Below are 14,408 nucleotides of genomic sequence, written 5' to 3'. Positions count from 1 at the left end.
GTCGAACACGATGCAACTTCAAGACACCTCGGTTCTCATCCTGGGCTTGGGCCAGTCGGGTCTGGCCATGGCGCGCTGGTGCGCGCGTCATGGCGCCCGGGTCACGGTGGCCGACACGCGCGAGGCGCCGCCGCAATTGGCCGAGCTGCAACGCGAGTGGCCCGATGCGCGGTTTGTGGCCGGCGAGCTGGGCGCCAGCCTGGTGGACGGGCAGGCCCATCGTGCCGTGTTCGTCAGCCCGGGCCTGGCGCCGGCGCAGACCCAGGCCGTGCTCGATGCCGCACGCGCCATCGGGCTGTGGGTGACCGGCGAGCTGGGGCTGTTTGCCGCCGCACTGGCCGATTTGCAACGCAGCCAGGCCTATGCGCCGCGCGTGCTGGGCGTGACGGGGACCAACGGCAAGACCACGGTGACCTCGTTGACGGCACAGCTGGTGGCCAGCCACGGCACCTCGGTGGTGGCCGCCGGCAACATCGGCCCGACGCTGATGGACACTTTGCAGGCGAGCCTGGATGCCGGCTCCCTGCCCGAGGTCTGGGTGCTGGAGCTGTCGAGCTTTCAGCTGGAGCTGGCGTCGGGGTTCGAGCCCACAGCCGCCACCGTCCTCAACGTGACGCAGGATCACCTCGATTGGCACGGCAGCATGGCGGCGTATGCCCAGGCCAAGTCGCACATCTTCGGTCAGCAGGGGCTGATGGTGCTGAATCGCGATGACGACGAAGTCATGCAGATGTATGTGGCTGCAAATAGCAACTTGCAAACGGCAGCTGATGCATACTCCGGCAAAAAGAAGGCGACCAAAGAGGCGCCTGAGCGCGCCAGGGTGTCGTTCGGTGCAGGCGCACCGCAGCGGCCCGGGGATTACGGCCTGGAGAGCACGGCCGGCATGACCTGGCTGGTGCGCGCCCAGGAGGCTGACGAAACGCAGCGTCGCCGCAAGGGCGATGACGAGGAGTTGCACATCCAGCGCCTGATGCCGGCCGATGCCCTGCGCATCCGCGGCCGCCACAACGCCGTGAACGCACTGGCGGCCCTGGCGCTGGCGCATGCGGCGGGTGTGCCGATCGCCCCCATGTTGTATGCCTTGCGCGAGTACCGTGGCGAGCCGCATCGTGTCGAGTCCGTCGCCATCGTGAACGACGTGGAGTACTTCGACGACAGCAAGGGCACGAACGTGGGCGCCACGGTGGCGGCTCTGAATGGCCTGGGCGTGGACCGCGGCATCGTGGTCATCCTGGGCGGAGACGGCAAGGGCCAGGATTTTGCGCCCCTGGTGTCGCCCGTGGCCCAGTACGCCAAGGCCGTGCTGCTGATCGGCCGCGATGCGCCTGTGATCGAGGCGGCGCTGCAGCCGGCCCAGGTGCCGCTGATTCACGCCCGCGATTTGCCCGATGCCGTGCAGCGCGCGGCACGGCTGGCCAAGGTGGGCGACGCCGTGCTGCTGTCGCCGGCCTGCGCCAGCTGGGACATGTTTGACGGCTATGCCCACCGCGCGCAGGTGTTTTGCGATGCCGTGCAGGCGCTGGCCGAAGGCGCCTTGGACGAGGAGGTGCCATGAACCGACGCACCTCCGGCAAGGCGCGCCAGGCGGCAGAACAAACGGGCCTGGGCCTGTGGCTGCACCGCGCGTCGAGTTTTTTCGGTGAGCCGGGCTCGGCGGCCGGGGCGGGCTCGCTGCCGGTGCGCGTGGGGGGCATGGACTTTGCGCAGACTTCGGCCAAGCCCACGCGCATGACCAGCGTGGATCAGGCGCTGATCTGGGCCGTGGTGGGCGTGCTGGCCTGGGGGCTGGTGATGGTGTTCTCGGCCTCGATCGCGATGCAGGACAACCCGCGCTTCGGCGGGCATTACTCGGCCACCTATTTCCTCAACCGTCACCTGATGTGGCTGGTCCTGGCCTTCATCGGCGGCTTGGTCACCTTTCAAATCCCCATGAGCCTGTGGGAGCGCATGGCGCCCTGGTTGTTCGTGGGCACACTCGGCATGCTCATCGTGGTGCTGATTCCCGGTCTGGGCACGGTGGTCAATGGCGCGCGGCGTTGGATCTCGCTGGGGCCGATCAGCTTCCAGCCGTCCGAAGTGGCCAAGCTCGCGATGCTCATGTATGCCGCCGACTACATGGTGCGGCGCATGGCCGTGAAGGAGGACTTCTGGCGCGCGGTGGTACCCATGGTGGTGGCCACCGGCGTGGTGGGCGGGCTGCTGCTGGCCCAGCCCGACATGGGGGCGTTCCTGGTGATCGCCGTCATCGCCATGGGCATCCTGTTCCTGGGTGGCGTGAACGTGCGCATGTTCATCATCATCGGCACGCTGCTGGTGTCGCTGTTCGCGCTCATCATCGCCCTGTCGCCCTGGCGGCGCGAACGCATCTTTGCCTACCTCGACCCCTGGAGTGCCGAGCATGCGCTGGGCAAGGGCTACCAGCTGTCGCACTCCCTGATCGCCATCGGCCGGGGCGAAGTGTTTGGCGTGGGCCTGGGTGGCAGCATCGAGAAGCTGCATTGGCTGCCCGAAGCGCACACCGACTTCCTGCTGGCCGTGATCGGCGAGGAGCTGGGGTTTGTGGGCGTGGTGTTGCTGGTGCTGACCTTTTTCTGGCTCACGCGCCGCATCATGTACATCGGTCGCCAATCGGTGGCGCTCGATCGCGTGTTCTCCGGCTTGGTCGCACAAGGCATTGGCCTGTGGCTGGGCTTTCAGGCCTTCATCAACATCGGCGTGAACCTCGGGGCCCTGCCGACCAAGGGCCTGACCCTGCCGTTCATGAGTTATGGCGGCTCGGCCATCATGATGAACATCGTGGCCATGGCGGTGGTGCTGCGCATCGATGCCGAAAACCGCGTGCTGATGCGAGGAGGGCGGCCATGACGACGCAGCCTTCCACACGCAGCAAGCGCGCCCTGGTCATGGCCGGGGGTACGGGCGGGCACATTTTTCCGGCGCTGGCGGTGGCCCAGCAGCTGCAGGCGCAGGGCTGGGACGTGAGCTGGCTTGGCACTCCGGGCAGCATGGAGTCGCAGATCGTGCCGCGCCATGGCATTGCGGTGCAAGCCATTGATTTCTCAGGTGTGCGGGGCAAAGGCCTGAAGACCTTGTTGCTGTTGCCGTTGCGCCTGCTCAAGGCCTTTGCGCAAAGCTGGTCGATCGTCGGGCGCGTGCAGCCCGATGTGGTGCTGGGTTTTGGCGGCTACGTGACGTTTCCCGGTGCCATGATGGCTGTGCTGCGTGGCAAACCCCTGGTGCTGCATGAGCAGAACGCGGTGGCCGGCATGGCCAACCGCTGGCTGGCGCCCATTGCCGACCGCATCTTCACGGCCTTTCCCAGTGCGTTTGCCGGTCACAAACGGGCGCAATGGGTGGGCAACCCGCTGCGGGCCGATTTCCTGCGGCAGGCCACGCCGTCGGCCCGCCTGGCCAACCGTACGGGGCCGTTGCGCCTGCTGGTGGTGGGGGGCAGCCTGGGGGCAAAGGCCTTGAATGACACGGTGCCCAAGGCGCTGGCCTTGATGCCCGAGGCGCAGCGGCCCGTGGTGACCCACCAGAGCGGCGCCAAGAACCTGGATGGGTTGGAGCGCAATTACGCCGAGGCCGGCGTCGAGGCCACGCTGGTGCCGTTCATCGACAACATGGCGCAGGCCCTGGCCGATGCCGACCTGATCCTGTGCCGGTCGGGGGCCAGCACCGTCACCGAGATCGCTGCCGTGGGGGCTGCTGCCATCTATGTGCCCTTTCCGGCAGCGGTCGATGACCACCAGACCCGGAATGCGGAATTTCTGGTGCAGGCAGGCGGAGGGTGGTTGTTGCCGCAGTCGCAGATGAAGCCCGATGTTCTGGCAAAATTGCTCCTGAATATGGAGCGCCAAGACATTGTGCAGAAAGCAGATGCAGCAAAGAGCATGCAAAAGATCACGGCCACCGACGAGGTGGTGCGGGCCTGTGAGGAGTTGAGCGCATGAGGCACGCCATCAAGCACGTCCATTTTGTGGGCATCGGCGGTGCGGGCATGAGCGGCATTGCCGAGGTGCTGCACAACCTGGGGTATGTCGTGTCCGGTTCGGACATGAGCAGCAGCGCGACGTTGGAGCGCCTGAACAAGCTGGGCATCCGCACCCACGTGGGGCACGACGCCAGCCATGTGGCGGGTGCCAATGTGGTGGTCACGTCCACAGCCGTACAGAGCGACAACCCCGAGGTGCTGGGGGCCAAGGAGGCGCGCATTCCGGTTGTGCCGCGCGCCCTGATGCTGGCCGAGCTGATGCGCCTGCGCAAGGGTGTGGCGATCGCGGGTGCGCATGGCAAGACCACCACCACCAGCCTGGTCGCCAGCGTGTTGGCCGAGGCGGGGCTGGATCCGACCTTCGTGATCGGTGGCAAGCTCACCAGTGCCGGGGCGAACGCCCGGCTGGGTACCGGGGAGTACATCGTGGTAGAGGCTGACGAGTCTGATGCCTCGTTCCTGAACCTGCTGCCCGTGATGGCGGTGGTGACCAACATCGATGCCGACCACATGGATACCTATGGCCATGATTTCGGGCGCCTCAAGGCCGCTTTCGTCGAGTTCCTGCACCGCATGCCGTTCTACGGCGCGGCCATCATGTGCCTGGACAGCGCTGGTGTGCGCGACGTGCTGGCGGACGTGCAGCGTCCCGTCATCACCTATGGGTTCGCCGAGGATGCCCAGGTCCGCGCCGTGAACGTGCGCGCCGATCACGGCTGCATGTGCTTCGAGGTGGTGCAGGCCGAGCACGAGACCGTGTCGGTCCGCCTGAACCTGGCGGGCGAGCACAACGTGCTCAATGCCCTGGCTGCGCTCATCGTGGGCCGTGAGCTGGGCATTGCCGATGCCGACAGCCTGCGCGCGCTGCAGGAGTTCAAGGGCGTGGGCCGACGCTTTCAGCTGTGCGGCGAGCTGCCCACGACCGATGGCGGGCGCTTCACGCTCATTGACGACTATGGCCATCACCCGGTCGAAATGGCCGCCACGCTGGCGGCCGCCCGTGGTGCGTATCCGGGGCGCCGGCTGGTGCTGGCGTTCCAGCCGCACCGCTACACGCGCACGCGCGATTGCTTCGAGGACTTCATCAAGGTCCTGACACGCGCCGATCAGGTGGTGTTGTCCGAGGTGTATGCGGCGGGCGAAACGCCAATCGCCATGGCCGATGGGCGCAGCCTGGCGCGGGCCGTGCGGTTGGCGGGTCAGGATCACCTGGCGTTCGTGACCGACATCGCTGAGATGCCCGCGCAGATCCAGCAGCTGGCGCGCGACGGGGATGTGGTTTTGTGCATGGGGGCGGGCTCGATCGGTGCCGTCCCCGGCAAGTTGTTGGAGTCGTCTGTGGAGCAGCTGACATGACGGGCGTGACAGGAACCGATGTGGCATCGCTGGGCAAGGTGGCCGTTCTCATGGGGGGGCTGTCGGCCGAGCGCGAGGTGTCGCTGATGTCGGGCCAGGGGGTGCTGGATGCCCTGCTGCGTCAAGGGGTGGACGCCTATGCCTTTGATCCCGCCCAGCGGCCGATGTCGGCGCTTCGGGGCGAGGGCTTTGCGCGGTGTTTCATCGCGCTGCACGGTCGCTATGGCGAGGACGGCGCGGTGCAGGGCGCGCTCGAACTCATGGGCATTCCTTACACGGGCTCGGGTGTCATGGCCTCGGCCATCTGCATGGACAAGGTCATGACCAAGCGCTTGTGGCGTGCCGATGGCCTGCCCACGCCGGATTGGCGCCTGGTGGCCTCGGCGCAGGAAGCAGCCGCGGCCTTTGCCGCCCTGGGCGCACCCATGATCGTCAAGCCCGCGCGCGAGGGGTCCACCATCGGCTTGACCAAGGTCGAGCGCGCCGATCAGGTGGCCCAGGCCTATGCCCTGGCGGCCACCTACGACCCGGAAGTGCTGTGCGAAACCTTCATCCAGGGCGTGGAGTTGACCTGCCCGGTGCTGGGTGAGGGTGCGACGGCCCATGCCTTGCCGGTGATCCGCATCGAGGCACCGCAAGGCAATTACGATTACAACAACAAGTATTTCACCAACGACACCCAGTATCACTGCCCCAGCGGTTTGTCGACGGACGTGGAGCGGCACATACAGGCCTTGTGTGTGGCGGCGTTCCAGTCGCTGGGCTGCCGTGGCTGGGCCCGCGTCGATGTGTTGCTGCGCGCGCGCGACGGCGCGCCGCAATTGCTCGAGATCAACACCTCGCCCGGCATGACCAGCCATTCGCTGGTGCCCATGTCGGCACGCGTGCATGGCTTGAGCTATGAGGCGCTGTGCGTGCAACTGCTGCAAGCGACCGCCCTGGACAACGCGATTGATCTGTCGGGCATGACGCCCAAGGTTCCCGGGGAGGTGGCGCCAGCATGAGCGAAGCGACCGTGCCCATCGATGTGCGACTGCTGAACCTCACCACCTCGGTGCTGGTGTCGGTGGCCGTGCTCGTGGGCATCGCTGCGATGCTCTGGTGGGCGATTCACAACCCCGCGTTTTCGATCCGGGGTGTGACGGTCTTGGGCGATGTGGCGCACAACAGCGCCGTGAGTTTGCGCAACGTGGTGGTGCCTCAGCTCAAAGGCAATTTCTTCACGCTCGATCTGGACGCGGCCAAGCGCGCCTTTGAAACGGCTCCATGGGTTCGCCGAGCCGTGGTGCAGCGCGAGTTTCCCAATCGGCTGAAAGTGACGTTGCAGGAGCATGAGCCTGTCGCCCATTGGGGCGGGCAACTCACGCAGATGGTGAACAAGCAGGGTGAGGTGTTCGAAGCCTCGGGCGAGGGGGCTGAGTACGACGCCCTGCCCGTGCTGATCGGGCCCGAAGGCCAGGCGTCGACCCTGCTGGCGACGTATGGGCGCCTGGCGCCGCATGTGGCGCCCATGCAGCTGCAGCTCAAGGAGCTGGAGTTGCTGCCGCGGGGCAGTTGGCGGGCCGAGCTCAACAATGGCGCCGAAATTGCGCTGGGCCGCGGCACCGAAGAGGAACTCGAAGCGCGGCTGGATCTGTTGAGCAAGACCGCGCCTCAGATCGCCGCACGCCACCAACGTGCGGCCAAGGACATCGTGCTGGCGGACATGCGTTACCCCGGTGCCTATGCGCTCAAGCTGCGCGGGGTGACCACGGTGGGTGACGACGTCAAGCTGGCGCCCAAGCCTGCGGCACGAGCCGCACCCAGACCGGCGACACGCTCTGCGCCGGCCAGCAACCGCAGGAACTGATCAAGACCATGGGCAGAGAGTACAAGGACCTCATCGTTGGGTTGGACATCGGCACCGCCAAAGTCATGGTGGTGGTGGGCGAAGTCATGCCTGGCGGCGAGCTCAAGCTGGCAGGCCTGGGCGTTGCACCCAGCAACGGCTTGCGGCGTGGTGTGGTGGTGAACATCGACGCCACCGTGCAGAGCATCCAGCAAGCGCTCAAGGAAGCCGAGCTGATGGCCGACTGCAAGATCACCAGCGTGTTCACCGGCATCACGGGCAACCACATCCGTGGCCTGAACTCCAGCGGCATGGTGGCGATCAAGGACAAGGAAGTGTCGGCCGCCGACGTGGCCCGTGTGGTGGAGACGGCCAAGGCCATCAACATCTCGACCGATCAGCGCCTGTTGCTGGTGCAGCCGCAGGAGTTCGTCATCGATGGCCAGGACGTGAAAGAGCCGATCGGCATGAGCGGCGTGCGCCTGGAGGCCAAGGTCCACATCGTGACGGGCGCGCAGAGCGCGGCCGAGAACATCATCAAGTGCGTGCGCCGTTGTGGCCTGGATGTGGAGCAGCTGATGCTGAACCCGCTGGCCTCCAGCCAGTCGGTGCTGACGGACGATGAGCGCGAGCTCGGCGTGTGCTGCGTGGACATCGGTGCCGGCACCACCGATGTGGCGATTTTCTCGGGGGGCGCCATTCGCCACACCGCGGTGATTCCGATTGCCGGCGACCTCATCACCAGCGACATCGCCATGGCGCTGCGCACGCCCACCAACGATGCGGAAGACATCAAGGTGCAGTTCGGTTGCGCCAAGCAGCTGCTCGCCGATCCCGAGGCGCAACTCGAGGTGCCGGGGCTGGGTGACCGCGGTCCGCGCATGCTCAGCAAACAGGCGTTGGCTGGCGTGATCGAGCCGCGCGTGGAGGAAATCTTCTCCATCGTGCAGCAGGTGATCCGCGATTCGGGTTTCGAGGAGATCCTGTCCTCGGGCATCGTGCTCACCGGCGGCAGTGCCGTGATGCCAGGCATGGTCGAGTTGGGCGAGGACATTTTTCTCAAGCCCGTGCGGCGCGGTGTGCCCAAGTATGCGAGGAACCTGGCCGACATGGTGGCGCAGCCCCGTGCCGCCACCGTGATGGGCCTGATGGACGAGGCGCGCTTTGGCCGCGTGCGCGGCATCAAGGTGGCGCAAAACCACGGCACGGTGAAGTCCATGCTGGGTCGCCTCAAGGATTTTGTGGTGAGGAATTTCTGACGATGACGTCTCGGTTGCTCACCCTTCGGTTGGTCGCGTCAGGCATGCCCGGGCATGTGGCGCTTTTTGGCGATTCAGCTCGCCCTGCATACAAATGTGAACAGGAGACGATGTGTGATGCGACACAATTGGCGGATTCCGCCTGACCCTTATTTTTTCCCTTTTCAACCATCTGTGTTAGACCCGCGCGCGCCGCAAGCTTCAGGAGAGAACCATGCCCATTGAGATGTTTGACCAAGAGAGTTTTAACCAAGGCACCTCGATCAAAGTGATCGGTGTGGGCGGCGGTGGCGGCAATGCGGTCGATCACATGATCAACTGCCGGGTGCAGGGCGTGGAGTTCATCAGCGCCAACACCGATGCGCAACAGCTCACGCGCACGCACGCGCAGCGCACGATTCAACTCGGGATCAGCGGTCTGGGGGCGGGCAGCAAGCCGGAAAAAGGGCGTGAAGCGGCTGAAGCGGCAACGGCAGACATCCGCGCCGCCATCGATGGCGCGCACATGCTGTTCATCACGGCGGGCATGGGCGGTGGCACGGGCACGGGTGCGGCGCCCGTCATCGCCCGCGTGGCGCGCGAAATGGGCATCCTGACCGTCGGCGTGGTGACCAAGCCCTTTGACTGGGAAGGCGGCCGACGCATGACCAATGCCGAGGCCGGCCTGGCCGATCTCGAAGCCAACGTCGACTCGCTGATCGTGGTGTTGAACGAGAAGCTGCTCGAGGTCCTGGGTGACGACATCACGCAGGACGAGGCGTTCGCGCAGGCCAACGACGTGCTCAAGAACGCCGTGGGCGGCATTGCCGAAATCATCAACGTGCCCGGCCATGTGAACGTCGACTTCGAAGACGTGCGCACCGTGATGGGCGAGCCCGGCAAGGCCATGATGGGCACGGCCCTGGCCAGCGGTCCGGACCGCGCCCGCATTGCCGCCGAGCAGGCCGTGGCCTGCCCGCTGCTGGAGGGTGTGGACCTGTCGGGGGCCAAGGGCGTGTTGGTGCTGATCAGCGCCGCCAAGGGCAACCTCAAGCTCAAGGAGTCGGGCGTGGCCATGACCACGATCCGCGCCTTCGCGTCGGCCGATGCCCATGTGATCTATGGCACGGCCTACGACGATTCGCTGGGCGACAGCATCCGCGTCACCGTGGTGGCCACGGGCCTGCACGATCAGGCGGTCCAGCGTCAGACCATGTCGGTGGTGCAAGGCGGCCTGCGTACGGGTACGGACAACGTCTCGTTCGTGGCACAGGCGCCGGTGATGGGTACTGCCCCGCAAGTTGGCGGCATCGCTGGCATGGTCGATTACGGCAACACCAACGTGCCCAGCGTGTGGCGCAACAACCGCACGACGGCGGCCTCCAAGGTCGACGCCCTGTCCTCGGCGGGTGTGGACGACTTCGAGATCCCGGCCTTCCTGCGCAAGCAAGCCGACTGACGCGATGGGGATGGCCGGCATGTTGGCGCAACGCACCTTGAAGACCGTCACCCGCGCCGTGGGCGTGGGCTTGCACGGCGGTGCCCGGGTGGAGCTGGTGCTGCGACCGGCCCAGCCGGACACGGGCATCGTGTTCCGCCGCGTCGACCTGCCCGAGCCGGTCGAGATTCCCGTCAATGCGCAGGCCATCAACGATACCCGGCTGGCGTCGACCTTGAACGTGGGCGAGGTGCGCGTGCGCACCGTCGAGCACCTCATGTCGGCTTGTGCTGGGCTGGGCATCGACAACCTCTACGTCGACATCGATGGCGAGGAGGTGCCCATCCTCGATGGGTCTGCGGCCACCTTCGTGTTCCTGCTGGAGAGCGCCGGCATCGAAGCGCAGGCCGCGCCGCGCAAGTTCCTGCGCGTGCTCAAGCCGGTCGAGATCCGCGACGGCGAAGGCAAGACCGAGAAATGGGCGCGCCTCGATCCTTTTCATGGGTACACGCTGAGTTTCGAGATCGACTTCGATCACCCGGCGGTGGACTCCACCGGGCAACGCATCGAGTTCGACATGGGCTCGGGCCGCTACTCGCGCGACATCGCGCGGGCACGCACCTTCACCTTCAGCAAGGACGTGGAGATGCTGCGCGCATCGGGCCTGGCGCTGGGCGGTGGGTTCGACAACGCCATCGTCATGGACGACTACAAGGTCCTCAACGCCGGCGGCCTGCGCTACGAAGAGGAGTTCGCGCGCCACAAGTTGCTCGATGCGATCGGCGACCTGTACTGCGTCGGCCACCCCTTGCTGGCGGCCTACAGCGCCTTCCGCTCCGGCCATGGGCTCAACAACCAGCTGCTGCGCGCCTTGCTGGCTCAGCCCCATGCCTACGAGATCGTCAGCTTCAACGACGACAGGCAGGCACCCAAAGGGTTTGCGAACCTGGTTCCTGCCTGGTGAACACTTGATCATGGAGTATGGCCTGATTGTCGTTGATTGTTAAACGGCAATCAGGCCATACTCTGCCAGGGCGAATGCCCGAATTGCCAAAGCCATTGTCATGACTGCCTCGCAACGGAGCGCGCTGGACGCGCTCAAGACCCTGACCACGGTGGTGGCCGATACCGGCGATTTCCTGCAGCTTGCCCAGTTCAAGCCACAGGACGCCACGACCAACCCGTCGCTCATCCTCAAGGCGGTGCAAAAGCCCGAGTACGCACACCTGTTGCAATCGGTGGTGCAGGCCCATGCCGGCCGGCCGCTCGACGAGCAGATGGACGCGCTCATCGTCCAGTTCGGCCTGGAGATCCTCCAGCTGATTCCGGGCCGGGTGTCCACCGAGGTGGATGCCCGCCTGTCGTTCGACACGGCCGCCACCGTGGCGCGTGGCAAGCGCATCGTGGCCGACTACGCGGCGCACGGCATCGACCGCGAGCGGGTGCTGATCAAGATCGCCTCGACCTGGGAAGGCATTCAGGCCGCGCGCGAGCTGGAAAACGAAGGCATCCACACCAACTTGACGCTGCTGTTCTCGTTCTGCCAGGCCGTGGCCTGCGCCCAGGCCGGCGTGAAGCTCATCTCGCCCTTCGTGGGCCGCATCTACGACTGGTACAAGAAGCAGGCCGGCAGCAGCTGGGACGAGGCCGCCATGGCGGGCGCCAACGACCCCGGTGTGCAATCGGTGCGGGCCATCTTCGACCACTACAAGCACTTCGATGTGGCCACGGAAATCATGGGCGCCAGCTTCCGCAACGTGGGCCAGATCGTGGCCCTGGCCGGCTGTGACCTGCTGACGATCTCGCCCGATCTGCTGGCTCAGCTGCAGGCGAGCACCGACGACGTGCCCCGCGCCCTCGATGCCCAGACCGCCAAGCAGACCGAGATGCAGGCCGTGCGCTTTGACGAGGTCTCGTTCCGCTATGCGTTGAACCACGACGCCATGGCCACCGACAAGCTCGCCGAAGGCATCCGCGCCTTCGCGGCCGATGCGGTGAAGCTCGAACAGCTGATGCAGGCTGCATGAACGCAGGCCGAGGCTCCGACAGGTGCCCCGTGCGGAGGATGGTGTGACCGAGCGCGTTCCCTGCAACCAGGTGCCCGCCTGGGCGGCGCTGGCCGCCCACCATGCGCAGCTGGCGCAGGGGTTCGACCTGTGCGCCGCCTTCACGCAGGATGCGGGGCGTGTGGCGCGCATGGGCGTGCAGGCGCCCCAGGTGTATGCCGACCTGTCCAAGCACCTGGTGGACGACCGCGCGCTGGCGCTGTTGGTCGAGTTGGCCGAGCAGCGGGGCCTGCCGGCACAGCGCGAGGCCATGTTCTCCGGCGCTGCGGTCAACGTGACCGAGGGCCGTGCGGCCCTGCACAGCCTGCTGCGCGTGCCCCCCGATGCGGCCCACGAGGTGCCGACGCACCTGCAGGACAAACTCGCGCAGGTTCACGACGGCCTGAACGAGATGCTGGCCTTGGCCGAGGCGGTGCGCGCGAATCCGCAGATCACCGACGTCGTCAACATCGGCATCGGCGGCTCGGACCTGGGCCCGCACATGACGGTGCAGGCCCTGGAGGGCTGGCGGCCGGCGGCCGGCTGCCAGACGCGCAAGCGCCTGCATTTCGTCTCCAACGTCGACGGCATGGAGCTGGGGGCCTTGCTGGAACACCTGCAGCCGGCCAACACGCGCTTCCTGATCGCGTCCAAGACCTTCACCACGGCCGAAACCATGGTGAACGCCCGCGCGGCGCGTGACTGGTTCCTGCAGCACCCGGACACGCAGGCGCAGGGCCTGGCGTTGGCCGATCATTTCCTGGCGCTGACGGCCAACGTGGCCGAGGCGCAGGCCTTCGGCGTGCAGACCATCCTGGGTTTTTGGGACTGGGTCGGCGGACGGTTTTCGCTGTGGTCGGCCATCGGGTTGCCCATCGCGATCGCCATCGGGGCCGCCGGGTTCCGCGAGTTGCTGGCCGGCGCCCACGCCATGGACCGGCATTTCCGCGACGCACCGCTGGCGCACAACCTGCCGGTGCGCCTGGGCCTGCTCGACATCTGGTACCGCAATTTCCACGGCCTGGGCAGCCGCTGCATCGCGCCCTACAGCCACAACCTGCGCCGCCTGCCGGCCTACCTGCAGCAGCTGGAGATGGAGAGCAACGGCAAAGGCGTGGACGTGGACGGCCGGCCCCTGGACTGGGCGACCTCGCCGGTGATCTGGGGCGAACCCGGCACCAACGGCCAACACGCGTTTTTCGAGATGGTGCACCAGGGTCCGGATGTGATTCCGGTGGAGTTCATCGCGGCCCGCACGCCGGGGCCTTTCCTGCCCCGGCAGCACCGCAACCTCGTGGCCAATGCCCTGGCGCAGGCGCGCGCCCTCATGATGGGGGTGCAGCATGAGAACCCCCACCGCGCCTGTTCGGGCAATCGGCCCAGCAGTTTCCTGCTGCTTGACGCCCTGGATCCGGCGTCTCTGGGCGCGCTGATCGCCCTGTACGAGCACCGCGTCTTCGTCAGCGCGGCCATCTGGGGCATCAACCCGTTTGACCAATGGGGCGTGGAGCTGGGCAAGCAGATCGCCAAGGACGTGACGCCGCGCCTGGCCACAGGCGATGTCGCGGGCCTGGATGCGTCCACCGCCGACCTGATCGCGCGCTTGCGCGGCTGAGGAGGCTCGCATTGTTCGGCCTGGCTGAACAATGTATCCCGTTCAACGGTGCTGATCGGCGCGGGTGATCTGCCTAGACTGTGGGCGGTTTCACTCACACAGGGAGCACACACATGGCTGACCATTCCATCCGGGGCAAGGTTGCCCTCATCGCCGGCGGCGCCAAGAACCTGGGCGGCCTCATCGCGCGCGACCTCGCCGAGCAGGGCGCCAAGGCCGTGGTCGTCCACTACAACAGCGCCAGCAGCAAGGCCGAAGCCGACGCCACCGTGGCCGCCATCGAGAAGGCGGGCGCCAAGGCCGTGGCCATCCAGGCCGACCTGACGACCGCAGGCGCCGTTGAAAGCCTGTTCGCCCAGGCGATTGCCGCCGTCGGCCGTCCCGACATCGCCATCAACACCGTGGGCAAGGTGCTCAAGAAGCCCCTGGTCGAGATCAGCGAAGCCGAATACGACGAGATGACGGCCGTCAACTCCAAGTCGGCCTTCTTCTTCCTGAAGGAAGCGGGCAAGCACGTGAACGACAACGGCAAGGTCTGCACGCTGGTCACCTCGCTGCTGGGGGCGTTCACCCCGTTCTATGCCGCGTATGCGGGCACCAAGGCGCCCGTGGAGCACTTCACGCGCGCGGCGGCCAAGGAGTTCGGCGCACGCGGCATTTCGGTCACGGCCGTGGGCCCAGGCCCCATGGACACGCCGTTCTTCTACCCGGCCGAGGGCGCAGACGCCGTGGCCTACCACAAGACCGCGGCTGCCCTGTCGCCGTTCACGCCCACGGGCCTGACCCACATCGAGGACGTGGTGCCGTTCATCCGCCACCTGGTCAGCGATGGCTGGTGGATCACGGGCCAGACGCTGCTGATCAACGGCGGCTACACCACCAAGTGATGCC

At 66.4% G+C, this 14,408-nt stretch carries 12 protein-coding genes; all 12 read left to right on the top strand.

Features of this window, described 5'->3' with window-relative positions; genetic code table 11:
* Positions 1-10 precede the first annotated feature (10 nt).
* The 12 genes from murD (at position 11) to CCO03_RS17500 (ending at position 14,404) form a co-directional block, all read left to right on the top strand.
* Positions 11-1,558: a UDP-N-acetylmuramoyl-L-alanine--D-glutamate ligase gene (murD, locus tag CCO03_RS17555; RefSeq protein ID WP_087283194.1), complete on the top strand. Its 1,548-nt coding sequence runs from the start codon at positions 11-13 to the stop codon at positions 1,556-1,558.
* Positions 1,555-2,868: a putative lipid II flippase FtsW gene (gene ftsW, locus CCO03_RS17550; RefSeq protein ID WP_087283192.1), complete on the top strand. Its 1,314-nt coding sequence runs from the start codon at positions 1,555-1,557 to the stop codon at positions 2,866-2,868. Before murD ends, ftsW begins: the two co-directional genes overlap by 4 nt.
* Positions 2,865-3,956: an undecaprenyldiphospho-muramoylpentapeptide beta-N-acetylglucosaminyltransferase gene (gene murG / locus CCO03_RS17545; protein WP_087283190.1), complete on the top strand. Its 1,092-nt coding sequence runs from the start codon at positions 2,865-2,867 to the stop codon at positions 3,954-3,956. Before ftsW ends, murG begins: the two co-directional genes overlap by 4 nt.
* Complete coding sequence (gene murC / locus CCO03_RS17540; protein WP_087283188.1) at positions 3,953-5,353, top strand: UDP-N-acetylmuramate--L-alanine ligase; 1,401 nt, start codon at positions 3,953-3,955, stop codon at positions 5,351-5,353. Before murG ends, murC begins: the two co-directional genes overlap by 4 nt.
* A complete protein-coding gene (locus CCO03_RS17535; protein WP_087283186.1) occupies positions 5,350-6,357 on the top strand; it encodes a D-alanine--D-alanine ligase in 1,008 nt (335 codons plus the stop codon). Before murC ends, CCO03_RS17535 begins: the two co-directional genes overlap by 4 nt.
* Positions 6,354-7,202 carry a cell division protein FtsQ/DivIB gene (locus CCO03_RS17530; protein WP_087283184.1) on the top strand — a complete coding sequence of 283 codons (849 nt, stop codon included), beginning with the start codon at positions 6,354-6,356 and terminating at the stop codon, positions 7,200-7,202. The genes CCO03_RS17535 and CCO03_RS17530 overlap by 4 nt, the downstream gene beginning before the upstream one ends.
* Before the next feature lie 8 nt (positions 7,203-7,210).
* The gene (gene ftsA / locus CCO03_RS17525; protein ID WP_087283182.1) at positions 7,211-8,440 is read left to right on the top strand and encodes a cell division protein FtsA; all 1,230 of its coding nucleotides are present in this window, start codon (positions 7,211-7,213) and stop codon (positions 8,438-8,440) included.
* 214 nt (positions 8,441-8,654) lie between these two features.
* Entirely contained in the window at positions 8,655-9,878 is a 1,224-nt protein-coding gene (gene ftsZ / locus CCO03_RS17520) for a cell division protein FtsZ (RefSeq protein WP_087283180.1), read from the top strand.
* Positions 9,879-9,897: 19 nt separating this feature from the next.
* Positions 9,898-10,821: a UDP-3-O-acyl-N-acetylglucosamine deacetylase gene (lpxC, locus tag CCO03_RS17515; protein WP_087284873.1), complete on the top strand. Its 924-nt coding sequence runs from the start codon at positions 9,898-9,900 to the stop codon at positions 10,819-10,821.
* A 100-nt stretch (positions 10,822-10,921) separates the two neighbouring features.
* Positions 10,922-11,884 (top strand): transaldolase, encoded by a 963-nt coding sequence (gene tal, locus CCO03_RS17510; protein ID WP_087283178.1) that lies wholly within the window; start codon positions 10,922-10,924, stop codon positions 11,882-11,884.
* Positions 11,885-11,927: 43 nt separating this feature from the next.
* On the top strand, positions 11,928-13,517 hold the full coding sequence (gene pgi, locus CCO03_RS17505) for a glucose-6-phosphate isomerase (protein WP_087284871.1): 1,590 nt from the start codon (positions 11,928-11,930) through the stop codon (positions 13,515-13,517).
* A gap of 113 nt (positions 13,518-13,630) precedes the next feature.
* Positions 13,631-14,404 (top strand): SDR family oxidoreductase, encoded by a 774-nt coding sequence (locus tag CCO03_RS17500; RefSeq protein ID WP_087283176.1) that lies wholly within the window; start codon positions 13,631-13,633, stop codon positions 14,402-14,404.
* Positions 14,405-14,408: the final 4 nt, after the last annotated feature.

It is taken from the genome of Comamonas serinivorans (assembly GCF_002158865.1).
Taxonomy (GTDB): Bacteria; Pseudomonadota; Gammaproteobacteria; order Burkholderiales; family Burkholderiaceae_C; genus Comamonas_E; species Comamonas_E serinivorans.
The sequence above is the reverse complement of the archived record's forward strand: the minus strand, read 5'-3'. Positions and strand labels throughout refer to the sequence as shown.

What these genes read in the sequence shown, in the direction of transcription:
- murD (WP_087283194.1), top strand. Translation starts at nt 11, where the DNA reads ATGCAACTTCAAGACACCTCGGTTCTCATCCTGGGCTTGGGCCAGTCG.
- ftsW (WP_087283192.1), top strand. Translation starts at nt 1,555, where the DNA reads ATGAACCGACGCACCTCCGGCAAGGCGCGCCAGGCGGCAGAACAAACG.
- murG (WP_087283190.1), top strand. Translation starts at nt 2,865, where the DNA reads ATGACGACGCAGCCTTCCACACGCAGCAAGCGCGCCCTGGTCATGGCC.
- murC (WP_087283188.1), top strand. Translation starts at nt 3,953, where the DNA reads ATGAGGCACGCCATCAAGCACGTCCATTTTGTGGGCATCGGCGGTGCG.
- CCO03_RS17535 (WP_087283186.1), top strand. Translation starts at nt 5,350, where the DNA reads ATGACGGGCGTGACAGGAACCGATGTGGCATCGCTGGGCAAGGTGGCC.
- CCO03_RS17530 (WP_087283184.1), top strand. Translation starts at nt 6,354, where the DNA reads ATGAGCGAAGCGACCGTGCCCATCGATGTGCGACTGCTGAACCTCACC.
- ftsA (WP_087283182.1), top strand. Translation starts at nt 7,211, where the DNA reads ATGGGCAGAGAGTACAAGGACCTCATCGTTGGGTTGGACATCGGCACC.
- ftsZ (WP_087283180.1), top strand. Translation starts at nt 8,655, where the DNA reads ATGCCCATTGAGATGTTTGACCAAGAGAGTTTTAACCAAGGCACCTCG.
- lpxC (WP_087284873.1), top strand. Translation starts at nt 9,898, where the DNA reads ATGTTGGCGCAACGCACCTTGAAGACCGTCACCCGCGCCGTGGGCGTG.
- tal (WP_087283178.1), top strand. Translation starts at nt 10,922, where the DNA reads ATGACTGCCTCGCAACGGAGCGCGCTGGACGCGCTCAAGACCCTGACC.
- CCO03_RS17500 (WP_087283176.1), top strand. Translation starts at nt 13,631, where the DNA reads ATGGCTGACCATTCCATCCGGGGCAAGGTTGCCCTCATCGCCGGCGGC.